General features: G+C 59.4%; 10 protein-coding genes, 1 tRNA gene and 1 pseudogene. 7 read left to right on the top strand and 5 right to left on the bottom strand.

Translation table 11 applies throughout. The annotated features are described in order from the left end of the window. Positions 1-24: 24 nt before the first annotated feature. Positions 25-1,113, bottom strand: coding sequence for a glycerophosphodiester phosphodiesterase (locus tag ABQ278_RS14280; RefSeq protein ID WP_349320169.1), 1,089 nt, complete (start codon positions 1,111-1,113; stop codon positions 25-27). Positions 1,114-1,184: 71 nt separating this feature from the next. Next, entirely contained in the window at positions 1,185-3,596 is a 2,412-nt protein-coding gene (locus tag ABQ278_RS14275) for a TonB-dependent receptor domain-containing protein (protein ID WP_349320168.1), read from the bottom strand. A 94-nt stretch (positions 3,597-3,690) separates the two neighbouring features. Here ABQ278_RS14275 and ABQ278_RS14270 point away from each other — a divergent pair, with 94 nt between their 5' ends. Then, on the top strand, positions 3,691-4,038 hold the full coding sequence (locus ABQ278_RS14270; protein WP_349320167.1) for a hypothetical protein: 348 nt from the start codon (positions 3,691-3,693) through the stop codon (positions 4,036-4,038). A gap of 153 nt (positions 4,039-4,191) precedes the next feature. Here the strand turns inward: ABQ278_RS14270 and ABQ278_RS14265 are convergent. Further along, positions 4,192-4,281 (bottom strand) — tRNA-Ser (locus ABQ278_RS14265). Between the two features lie 235 nt (positions 4,282-4,516). On the opposite strand from ABQ278_RS14265, the gene msrA reads away from it, so the two are divergent. From msrA to ABQ278_RS14250, 3 genes are all read left to right on the top strand, one after another. Next, complete coding sequence (gene msrA, locus ABQ278_RS14260) at positions 4,517-5,182, top strand: peptide-methionine (S)-S-oxide reductase MsrA (RefSeq protein WP_349320166.1); 666 nt, start codon at positions 4,517-4,519, stop codon at positions 5,180-5,182. 267 nt (positions 5,183-5,449) lie between these two features. After that, entirely contained in the window at positions 5,450-6,430 is a 981-nt protein-coding gene (locus ABQ278_RS14255; RefSeq protein WP_349320165.1) for a DUF3667 domain-containing protein, read from the top strand. A gap of 73 nt (positions 6,431-6,503) precedes the next feature. After that, a complete protein-coding gene (locus ABQ278_RS14250; RefSeq protein ID WP_349320164.1) occupies positions 6,504-6,908 on the top strand; it encodes a hypothetical protein in 405 nt (134 codons plus the stop codon). Here the strand turns inward: ABQ278_RS14250 and ABQ278_RS14245 are convergent. Next, positions 6,865-7,680, bottom strand: coding sequence for an NAD(P)H-hydrate dehydratase (locus ABQ278_RS14245; protein WP_349320163.1), 816 nt, complete (start codon positions 7,678-7,680; stop codon positions 6,865-6,867). The genes ABQ278_RS14250 and ABQ278_RS14245 overlap by 44 nt on opposite strands. A gap of 43 nt (positions 7,681-7,723) precedes the next feature. Beyond that, the gene (locus tag ABQ278_RS14240) at positions 7,724-8,221 is read right to left on the bottom strand and encodes a hypothetical protein (protein WP_349320162.1); all 498 of its coding nucleotides are present in this window, start codon (positions 8,219-8,221) and stop codon (positions 7,724-7,726) included. A 181-nt stretch (positions 8,222-8,402) separates the two neighbouring features. On the opposite strand from ABQ278_RS14240, the gene ABQ278_RS14235 reads away from it, so the two are divergent. The 3 genes and pseudogenes from ABQ278_RS14235 to ABQ278_RS14225 form a co-directional block, all read left to right on the top strand. Further along, a complete protein-coding gene (locus ABQ278_RS14235) occupies positions 8,403-9,236 on the top strand; it encodes a glycine zipper 2TM domain-containing protein (protein WP_349320161.1) in 834 nt (277 codons plus the stop codon). Between the two features lie 67 nt (positions 9,237-9,303). Continuing rightward, positions 9,304-10,383, top strand: a complete 1,080-nt coding sequence (locus ABQ278_RS14230) for an IS630 family transposase (protein WP_023447558.1) — start codon at positions 9,304-9,306, stop codon at positions 10,381-10,383. Positions 10,384-10,469: 86 nt separating this feature from the next. Beyond that, positions 10,470-11,695: pseudogene (locus tag ABQ278_RS14225) on the top strand (IS701 family transposase); the annotation flags it as partial. Positions 11,696-11,770: the final 75 nt, after the last annotated feature.

Genomic DNA, 11,770 nt, shown 5'->3' with positions numbered 1-11,770 from the left:
AAATCAAGGAAGGATGAAGAGGTTTTACCCCTTAAAACTCGCCCGCGCTTTGACGCCGGCATCCGGAAAATCGGTGAAAACCCCATCGACACCCATGCGGAAAAGCTGGTGGTATTCGGCATCGACATTGCCGGTATAGACCGGATCCAGGCGGTCATTGCGCATCGTCCAGGTGTGAACCTGCAGGCCGAGTTTGTGGGCATTGTGCACGATATCTTCCCGCAGCACGGGCTTTCCCTTGGCGAAGCTGATCAGGTGGCGCTTCCATGGCGCCACGATGTTGGCATAGCCGGCGATCTCGGTCAGGCCTGACACTGTAAGCTGGTCAAGATTGTTACCGGCGCGGCCGGCCACCACCCAGTCATAGGGCTTGTCGGAGGGCGCGGTCAGGATCATGGCGCCGGTGTCGGGGTTGGTGTCCGAACCGTCGATCAGTTGCATCAGGCGCACATCGGTTTTCTTGCGCAGGTATTTCAGATTGGCCGTCTCGAACGACTGGACGATGACCGGCGAGCTGGCGCGCGTCAGGTCGGCCTTTTTCAGAGTGTCGAGGAACTTGTCCTCGATGGCGAGGCCGAGCTGCTGGTGAAAGGTCGAGTGCTTGATCTCAGGATAGACGCCGATGATACGGCCGGTCTCGCGCGATTTCGCCTGCGCCAGATCGATCACCTCTTGCAGGGTCAGCACCGGATAGAGGCCGTCATGGCTGTGGTCGCGGTCATCGAACGCCTGACGCGCGCGCAGGGTTTTGATCTCGGCCAGCGTAAAGTCGCAGGTGAAGAAGTCGGTGGTCTCGATGCCGTCCAGCGTGCGGGTGCGCTTGCGGTCGGCGAATTCGGGGTGCTTCACCACGTCGGTGGTGACGGAGAGCAGGGGCTCGTGGCGCACGATCAGGTGGCCGTCGGAGGTCGAGACCACATCGGGTTCGATGAAATCGGCGCCCATCTTGATGGCCAGTTCATAGCCGGGCCGGGTATGTTCGGGCAGATAGCCAGGTGCACCGCGGTGCCCCACGATCAGCGGCGGTTTTGGCGTTGCGGCATAGGCGAGGGTGGCGGAGGCCATGGTGGCAAGTCCTGCGCCGAGCAGCCGGCGGCGATTGAGATAGGTCATGGTAACTCCGGTAAACAGGAAAGGCCAGCCGCTGTGGTGACAGCGACTGGCCCAAGGTCAGACACACAAATTTAGAACGCTTTTTTGACCGAGACGAACCACTGACGCGGGGCGCCGGTCAGGATGGTTTGCTCGTTGTTGTCGGCGTCGGAATTGACGAAGCCGGCGGAGCCGATAGTCGAGATGTACTTTTCGTCCGTCAGGTTGGTGACGTTGAGCTGGATGCTGGTGCCGATGGTTTCGAAGCGATAGCCCACGGTCAGGTCGGAGAGGGTGCTCGAAGGCACTTCGCCGCCGACATTGGTGTAGGTGTAATAACGCTTGTCGGTGTAGCTGACGCCAAGTGTGCCGAAGAGTTCGCCGTTATCATAGGCGAGTTCGGTCTTCAGCAGGTTCTTCGGGCTGTTGACGACCGTCTTGCCCTTGGTCAGCGCTTGGATGGTGCCGTCCAGGGACACAACGTTATTTTCATACTTTGAGTTGTTGTAGCTGTAGGCGGCGTAGAGCTTCCATTCCGGTGTGAAGCGGTAGGTGCCGGCCAGTTCCACGCCCTTGGTCTCCACGCCACCGACGTTGGAGAGCACAGGGGCGTTGCCCTGGATGGCCGAGCCTTGCGCCACAGCGAGGATACGGTTGTCGAACTTGACGCTGTAAAGTGCCGCGACGCCCTGGAACTGCGGGAAGCGGAAACGCAGGCCGCCTTCAAGGGTGTTCGAGGTTTCCGGCTTCAGGTTGTTCTTCACGTAATCGACATTGGTCTGCGACAGCGAGCTGAAGGGGCCCGAAGAGGCGGCAGAAACATAGGCGTTCATGTTTTCGGCGTAGGAACCGAACAGTTCGTAGTGCGAGTTCAGCTTATAGACCGCGCCGATCTGCGGCAGGAAGCTGTCTTCCGACTTCAGCTTCGAGTTCAGCGCGCCGGCCGCCTCCAAGAGGTAGACCGGCTTACCTGCCAGCAGGCTGGCGGCAGGTATAAGGCCGTATTTCGCCGTCACGTCATGCGTGTTCTTCACCGAATTTTCGACCGACAGCGACTTGAAGCCGAAATTGACCTTCAGGACGTCGTTTACTGTCCAGATATCCTGCACATAGTATTGCGTGGTCTTGGTCTTGAAAGTGTAGGACCATTGCGTAAAGAACGGATTACTCTGGAAGCCCAGCGAGTTGCGATGCGGCGCGCTTAGGGATTCCCCATAATAACGGCGCGCCTGTTGGAAGTCATTGTCTTCCAGCCAGAAGCCGGCCGAAACCTGGTGGGCGCCGAGATCGAAGTTGACGTCACCGATTACGCCCGTGCGGTCGATATCATACTCAGTTGTACGGACCGAAACATTGGCCGTGTCGGTGCTGGTGGCGCTGTACGACGGCGAACCCGCGGCGGCAAGGATCAGGCTGCCCGGCGACGGGGTGTAGGGGGTAACCCACAGACCCTGACCTTCGTTGGTGTGATGGTAGATCTGGGCGTCGAACTTGATCATGTCCGATACCGGCATATCGAGCTTGATGCCCGAAAGCGTGTCGTCACGGACGCCGCCGCCATAATAGTAGGCGTCGTCAACGGACGTGATCTTGCCGGGATAGACGGCGGTGGTGCCGGTCAGTTTGCCGGCCCAGTACGCCATCGAAACGTCGTTCGCCAGCTTCCAGTCGGGCTGGAAGTTATCCCAGTCGTAGCCCAGACGGTCGATCATTTCGAACGACATGTCCTGATAGTCCTGCTCGCGACGCTCTGAGTGGTTCACGAAAGCCGACAGCGTGCCTTCGCCGATCGGCAGCACGGCCTTGGCGTCGATCTGCTGAGCCTTTTGTTCCGAGCTGCCCTTCCACTTGTCGGTCTTCATATCGACGGCCGACACATAGGCGCGCAGACCACCGAGCGCGGCGATCGAACCGGTCTCGAAGCGGCCATAGAGACGGTGCATCGAATCCGAACCGACGGTGGCGGCCAGTTCGCCGCCTAGGGTCTTTGACGGATCGCGCGAGACGAACTTCAGCGTGCCGCCCATGTTGGAGGAGGTGGCGGAATCGAGCGAACCGGCGCCCTGGCTCAGGTCAACGCGGGCGATGTCTTCGTTGATGATGGCGCGCGAGATGTGCAGGCCGTTATAGTTGCCGTAAGACATGTCGCCGAGTGTGACGCCATCGAGCGTGAAACCCATCTGGTTCTGGTTGAAGCCGCGCACTGAAATGCGAGCCGACCACTCATAGGCGCCGAACGGATCGGCCGACTGGAACGAAACGCCCGGCAGCTTGTCGAGGACCTTCAGCGGGCTGGTGCCGGGCGCCACCTTGGTGATGTCGTCGGCCTTGAGCGACTGGGTCTGGCGGCTCTGGCCGGCGCCATAAACAACGACTTCGGTAATCTCTTCGGCAGCGGCCGGCGCGGTGGTGGCGTTGACGGCGGCGTCCTGCGCCTGCGCCATACCGGCGAGGCTCATAAAGGCAAGCGCGGCGGCGCTCGTAAGAAGTGTGGTTTTCATCATCTATCCCCATGACGGCCTGAAGTGGCCCCATGGATCAGCGCCTAATCGGCTACGGTGACAGTTTGAGAAACCTTTTCCGACGAATAGGCGTCAGATGAGCAAAGCTTTTGCGACACAAATTAAAGTGTTGTTTTATATAATTTTTATAGCAATTCAGCCTGTGCTTTTGCGATCACAGCGCAAGGACTTCGCCGTACGCCTTAGCGACAAGGAAGCGGACTTTCAGACCGGTATTAAAGCCGGCATGAGATTCTTATTGCGACGAAGGTTTCCCAGGCCCAAAGTCAAGACCGGGGTGCTCGATAGCGCGGGAGGAAAGGGAAGGATTGGCTTCTGCTCCCTCAAAACCTTCGCTGTGACCGGGATTGACGCGCCGCGTTTTACACGGCTTGCCCTGCGGGTGCCTTTGGCTGGCACCGAACCCCATATTTTGCATTACTGAGAATTTTCTGTGTACGGAGGGATTGGCTGCGCTTTGCTCCGCCGAAACCTTCGCTGCGCTCGGTTTTCGAACCCACATTTATGCATGTACCGAGCGGTTCTGAGCCCCATTTCCGCCATTAAAAAAGGCCCCCTCGCGGGAGCCTCTTTTTAATGGCGGACAGGGAGGGATTCGAACCCTCGGTACGCTTTCACGTACACACGCTTTCCAAGCGTGCGCGATCGACCACTCCGCCACCTGTCCATCCATCAATGCGCGCCGGGGTCTATGGCGCGCGGAAGGCGGCCTTTATACCCATGCCGCGCGCATTCGCAAGCCCCACAGCCCCTTCCACACAGTTTTTTTGTAACTATATTGGCCACAAGCGCGTATCTTACATTCCAAATCCCGCTTAAAGGGGATTTGGCAAGGGCAACCGCCCGCCGCCGCCTTTGCGGCGAGCCCTGCGGCGCCTGAGCACTTTAAAAAGGAAAACAGCATGTTCGGCCTCAAAACCCAGATGATCGCTCCCGCCAACGCCCTGGCCGGTCGCAGCGAAGCCATACCCACCGAAGACACCCATTTTGTGCTGCATACACCGCTCAAAGGCCCTTATCCGGCCGGCATGGAGACCGTTGTGCTGGCCATGGGCTGTTTCTGGGGCGTCGAGCGCAAGCTGTGGCAGCAGGACGGCGTCTATGTCACCGCCGCCGGCTATATTGGCGGCTATACGCCGAATCCGACCTACAAGGAGGTCTGCACCGGCCAGACCGGTCATACCGAAGGCGTGCTTGTGGTCTATGATCCGCAAAAGATCACCTTCCAGCAACTGCTGAAAGTGTTCTGGGAAAGCCATGATCCGACGCAAGGGTTCCGTCAGGGCAATGATATCGGCACGCAGTATCGCTCGGCCATCTTCGCCTCGACCGATGCGCAATATGATGCCGCTGTGGCCAGCAAGGCTGATTTCCAGAAGGCCCTGACCGCACTCGGCAAGGGCGCGATCACCACCGAGATCGAGCCGCCCTCAAGCAGCGAAGCGGCAGGGCAAATCAATACCAATGCACCCTTCTATTTCGCGGAAGGCTACCATCAGGGCTACCTCGCCAAAAACCCCGAAGGCTATTGCGGCCTCAAGGGCACAGGCGCGGTCTGCGCCATCTGACGATATAATTTCCATCGTCACGACTTTACATTTTGCCCGCCGCAACCCATCCTTGCGGCGGGCATTTTTTTACCGGGGCGTGGACTTTGAAAGAACTTGAACTGCTGACGATGGACGGGCTGGGGTCGCTCTTCGGTCGCCATAAGGCCTTTGTGCCGGAGCCTGGCCAAAAGTGCCTGAATTGCGAAACCGAGTTGCAGGGGCGCTTTTGTTACGCCTGCGGTCAGGACGCCAGCAATCATCACCGCCATATCCTGCATATGATCGTTGATTTCGATCGAAAGCCTGTTCCATCTCGATGGCCGGCTGTGGCGCACCCTGCCGCCGCTGTTTTTCCGGCCGGGCACGCTGGCGAAGGACTACATGTCGGGCAAGCTGGCGCGCCATGTCCCGCCCTTCCGCACCTTTTTGGTCGCCCTGCTTTTGTTCATCTTTGTTTCCGAAGGCCTTACGCATCACCTCGCCAAGGAGTTCGAGCACAAGACCGAGGAGGCTGCCCATGCCTTGCATGATCCGGCGGCGGTAAAAGCGCATGGCGATGAGCTGCTGAAATCGGCGCAGGCTGACTATGCCAAAGAGACGGCGGCTCTGCAAAAAGAACACGCTGAAGATCTGAAAGATGCAGCTTCCTCCGAAGAAAAAGCGCTGGTCGAGGCCAGCTATGCCAAGGCTTTCGCGGCTGAGAAGGCCGAATACGATGCGGTGGCGGCCGATCCGATCGCGGCAGCGACCCACGATCTGGAACTGACGTCCAAAGGTATGGCGGTTCTGGATTATGAAGAGGTTTCGGTTCGCGCTTTTGCCCATGATGAAAAAGGCGCCGGCAGCCTCAAGGCGAAGATCAACAAGGCGCTGAAAAATCCCGAAGCCCTGATGCTGACCATGTTCGGCTGGGGGCACCGGCTGGCGGTGCTGCTTTTGCCGCTGATGACGCTCGCGCTGGGCCTGCTCTATGTCTATCGCAAGCGCTTCTACCTGTTCGACCACTTCCTGGTGGCGTGTAACCTGATGTCGTTCATTTTCCTGACCAATGCGCTCGTTCTGGCCCTGCCGGACAACCTGAAGATCTGGGGATTTCGTTTGTTGATGGTATGGACGCCTGTCAATATCTTCATGACCCTGCGCGGTGCCTATGGTTCGGGCATTCTGGGTGCGCTCATCAAGACGCTGCTGTTGTGGCTTACAACGACGATCAGTTTCGCCCTTCTGGTGGTGGGCATCTTCCTGGTGTCGGTCAACGGGTTCTGAAGCGCCTTCGCCTTATGGGTGAACCAGGGTTAACGGGGATGCGTAGAAGCTTACGTAACCTCCGGAGCCCGCGATGCCTTTCAAAGCCCTCTCGATCCTGACGGCCGCCCTTTGCCTGGTCCTGGCGGTGGTTTGGTTTGTCCTGCCGGACTGGATCCTGGCGAACTGGCATGTCGCCTATCTCGAAGTCGGCACGCTGGAGTCGCGACGCATGGCCTGCCTGTTTTTGGCGCTGGGCGTGATCCTGTTCGGGCTGCGACATCTGCGCTCGCGCGAAACACAACAGGCGCTGGGCAAGGGCATCATCGCCGCCTGTGCGTCGCTAATTGTGCTGGGCCTTTATGAACGCATCAGCCATCACGCCGGCAATGGTATTTTCGCCGCCATCGGGCTGGAAAGCGCCATTTGCTGCGCCTTCCTAAGCGTGGGGCGGTTCAGCGTCCGAGATGACGCAAAACTTGTGGTACAGCCTCGCTGAGATCTTCCGAAATCAGGCCGGGACCGAAAATCCGCGCCGCTTCGGCGTGAATCCAGGCCGCCGCGCACGCGGCATTGAACACGTCCATGCCCTGCGCCATCAGGCCGCCGGTGAAACCCGCCAGCACATCGCCCGAACCGGCTGTGGCCAGGGTTGGCGGCGCGGCACGGTTGATAAGGATGCGGCCATCCGGCGCGGCGATGACCGTATCGGCGCCTTTCAGCAGCACCACAGCGCCGCTCTGTTGCGCCGCTCTGAGTGCATCGCTTTCGCGGTCTGTGACCTTGCCGAACAGGCGCGAGAATTCGCCCGCATGCGGCGTGAGCAGAACCGGCGAGCGGATCGCGTCGAAAAGTTCGGTGGGCTGATCCTGAAAGACGGTGAGGGCGTCGGCATCGAGCACGCAGGTTTTTCCGGCCCGCAAGGCCGTCAGCACAAACGCCCTGGTGCGGGCAGTGATACCTGCCGCAGGTCCCAGAAGGACGGCCGTTATGCGCCGGTCAGCCATGAGTTCGGCAAAGGCGGCTTCGTCCTTCACTGGCTTGGTCATCACCGCTTGTAGCGCCGTGGCGTAGACGATCAGGCTCGACGGATCGCACGCCACCGACACAAGTCCGGCACCGATGCGAAGGGCCGCCCGTGCGGAAAGCCTGGCGGCGCCGGTTGAGGCCACCGGTCCACCCAGCACGACGCAATGGCCGCGATCATATTTGCTGCCGTCGCTTTTCAGGGCGGGCAGGGCCTTGAGCCAAAGGTCGGGGGTATTGTCCATGCTATCCTCTTATACCTCCCCGATTTGTCGGGGAGGGGGACCATCAAGCGTAGCCAGATGGTGGTGGGGTTTCTTGCTTCACAAAAGGCACTAACGCCTCCAGCCCTTGGATATCAACCCCGTCGCCATAGCGCGGCTTTAAACCCGCGCGCAGGCGCATCCAGTCCTCGACCATGGCGGCCTGTTGTTCGTAGCCATAATCCGTATAGGCGCGGCCATCGATGCAGTAATGATACTGTCCGCGTTCGCGCAAGATATAGCGCCACAGGGTCAGGCCGTTTTCATACTGCCAGACATGGACCAGTTCATGCGCCAGCAGGCTCATGGCCAGCGGGTGTGCGCTGACATCGGGCAGAAGGCGTGGCCAGAACACCTTGCGTCCGCGTACCACGATCTGTGTGCCGCGTCCGATCAGTTGCGCCAGCCAGGACACCCAGTGATGACGGCTCACCAGCCGCACCCTGTCGAGCGGGATCACCGCCGCCAGTCCGGCGGGCAGGGCGTTGATTTCATCTACAGTCAGGCGGCGCGTGTGACTCACGGTGCAATCAGCCTAAACGCTTTGGCGCTAAAACCAAGCCGTCAAAGGCGATGAGCCGCCCCAAGATAAAATCCCTTACCCGTTAAGGATACGCGTCCATAAATCCGCCCTTATTGCATTCTTATATCCTTAAGCGCATCTAAGATGCAGAACTCAACGCGCTCATGAGGAGACGCAAACCATGACCTATCTGAGGAAATTCGCCGCCCCTTCGCTGCTGGCGCTTGCCGCCGTCACGCTCATGCCGGTCGCGGCCTACGCGCAGTATGACAGTAAGGCTTATGACGGTTATTGTTATACCCGCAAGAGCAATGCCGGCACCAATGGCGCGGTGATCGGCGCCGTGGTCGGTGGTCTGGCCGGTAGCCAGATTTCCAAGAATGAACGCGGCCTCGGCACGGTCGGCGGCGCGGTGCTCGGCGGCGTGATCGGCAATCAGGTCGGCAAGTCATCGGTGAAGTGCTATAATGGCAGCTATTACGCCTATCGTCAGGGCCGTTACTATTCGCCGCCCCCTGCGCCGGAGGGCTATGACGTCATCTATTTCCGCGATCGCCCGCAGACCGGATATTACGATAACGTCTATTATGATCCCCCCCAATACAGCAGCAATTCCACGGCGCCATATACGGACAATAGCGACTATCAGTCGAAGCCGTACAACAGCACGCCGTACGCAAGTCCGCAGCCCTATCATCATTACAGCGACAACAGCACGTCGTCGGGCACCGGCTATAGTTCCTCCACCTATTCGTCGTCCTCGACCTATAGCGATGGCACGCCCTACAATGATGGCTATGGCGCTGAGCGTCCTCGTAGCGCCGATGAAGGCTGGCGTGACGAGCAGGGCCAATGGCACAACGGCCGTCCGCGTGCGGTTGGCTGGCAGGACGATCAGGGCCGCTGGCACGTCGGCCAGGTCGTCGCCTATGGCTGGCGCGATCGTGACGGCGCGTGGCACGAGGAATTGTCAGGCTATTCGAGCACAAGCTACAGCTCGAACTCCGGCTACTGAGTTTAGCTAGTGTTGCGGAATCAACGGATGGATTCCCTTGATCTTGCAAATATGCGAGTTTGTGTCGATGGACATGGACAAAAGGCTGTTGCTGTCGCCTGAGGCTCGGGTGCGGTTGGAAGGTTGGGTGGCGGACCGGAACACGCCGCAGAAGCTTGTTTGGCGTGCGCGGATCGTGCTGATGTGGGCGGACGCGGCGAGTTTGGCGTCGATTGTGCGGACGCTGGGCAAGACCAAGAAGACGGCCTACCGCTGGCGCGATCGTTATCTTGAGCAGGGTGTCGATGGGCTTGGGCGCGACGCGACCCGGCCTGGCCGTAAGACGCCGTTGAGCGCCGAAGTCATTGCGCGTGTGGTCGAGATGACGCTGCGACAGAAGCCACCGGCTGCCACGCAATGGAGCGCGCGCACGCTTGCCAAGGCGGTGGGTCTGAGCCACACCAGCGTACAGCGCATTTGGAGCGCGCATGGGCTCAAGCCCCATTTGACCAAGACGTTCAAACTGTCGAACGACAAGCAGTTCGTCGAGAAGGTGACGGACGTCGTCGGTCTCTATCTTGATCCGCCGGACCGGGCACTGGTGTTCTCGGTCGATGAGAAGTCACAGATCCAGGCGCTGGACCGCACCCAACCGGGCCTGCCAATGAAGAAGGGGCGGGCGGGAACGATGACCCACGACTATAAGCGGCATGGCACGACGACACTGTTCGCCGCCCTCGATGTCGCCACCGGCAGGGTGATCGGCGAATGCATGAAACGTCATCGGCACCAGGAATGGCTCAAATTCCTTCGACTCATCGACCGCAGCACGCCCAAGGGCTTCGACCTGCACCTGATCGCCGACAACTATGCCACCCATAAGCATCCGGCGGTCAAAGCATGGCTGGCCAAACATCCTCGCTTCCACATGCATTTCACCCCCACTTCGGCGTCCTGGCTCAATCAGGTCGAACGCTTTTTCGGCTTGATAACAGGCGATCGCATCCGCTGCGGCGTGTTCAAGAGTGTCGCCGAACTCGAAGGCGCAATTCAAGACTATCTCGATCATCACAACGCCGATCCAAAGCCCTTCGTTTGGACCAAATCCGCTACAGACATTCTTGAAAAGGTCGCCAGGGGGCGACAGGCGTTAGAGTCACAACACTAGCACTACTTTGGCAGAAAATGAATTTTGAGGATTCCCCCGGCTGACATTGCGTGATTCATAGAGAGCCAGCTTTAAGGAGACTGGCGATGTCGGAACATTGGCGCGTAGATTTGGAAGATTGGTTGACGCCCTTCCTGGTGGCCTTGCGGCATAAGACCCGGATGCGGCTGTGCCCTGCCTATATTGCAGGCCTGATTGGCCCGGGTGACCGCAAGAGTGTCCAGCCGATGGCCGCCCGCGATGGCGAGTTTGGCTATGACCAACTCCATCATTTTGTCTCTGACGGCGTTTGGGAAAGTGGACCGCTTGAAGCCGTTCTCCTGAAGGAGGCCGACCGTCTGGTGGGGGATGATGCCGGTTATCTTGTCATCGATGACACGGCGCTGCCGAAAAAGGGCAGCCATTCGGTTGGCGTGGCGGCGCAATATGCTTCCTCGCTTGGCAAGACGTCCAACTGCCAGTCGCTTGTTTCGGTGACGCTGGCATCGCGCGAAGTGCCTGTGATGGTGGGCCTGCGCCTGTTCTTGCCCGAGAGTTGGACGAATGATGTCGCGCGGATGAACCGGGCTCGGGTCCCGCAAGAATGCCAGGTTGCCCTGACAAAGCCGGAGATCGCCATTGAGGAAATTGATCGTGTTATAGCCTCTGGGGCCCGGTTCGGGTGCGTGCTGGCCGATGCTGGCTATGGGTCAAGCGGGCCGTTCCGCGAGGCCCTGAGCAAGCGCGACCTGTTGTGGGCCGTCGGCATATCACGGCGTCAGAATGTGTATCAGGCAGACGTCGGCCTAATCTTCCCGGAAGCGGCAACCGGAAGGCGGCGCAAATACCATGTCCCTGACGATGTTGCTGTCTCTGCCGAAAAGATGTTGGCTGATGGGAAATGGAAGAAAGTAAGTTGGCGGCGCGGAACCAAAGGCAAGCTGAACTGCCAGTTTGCCGCTTGCCGCGTTCGGGTCGCAGATGGCCACAGGCATCGTATGAGCGACGGTCGTGTCCAAGCCATGCCTGGCGAGGAGGAGGTCTGGCTGGTCGGGGAAAGGCGTTCAACCGGAGAACAGAAATACTACCTGTCAAACCTGCCTGCCGACGCCCCCCTCAAGATGCTAGCCGCGGCTATCAAGGCAAGGTGGATCTGCGAACAGGCACATCAGCAACTCAAGGAAGAGCTTGGGCTTGATCACTTCGAAGGCAGGTCATGGACCGGTTTGCACCGACATTGTCTAATGGCGATGATCGCTTTTGCATTTCTCCAATCCCGCCGCCTCAAAGCAGCGGGACGAAAAAAAAAAGTCGGGGGGCCACCGCCTCAGCCGACAATGCCCGCCATCCGCCAGGCCATTCTCGACCTCTTCATGCGACCGCCACCAAGGCGCTGTCCCCACTGTGA

The sequence above is a fragment of the Asticcacaulis sp. MM231 genome (genome assembly GCF_964186625.1).
Lineage (GTDB): Bacteria > Pseudomonadota > Alphaproteobacteria > Caulobacterales > Caulobacteraceae > Asticcacaulis.
This window is presented reverse-complemented; position numbering and strand designations above follow the sequence as displayed.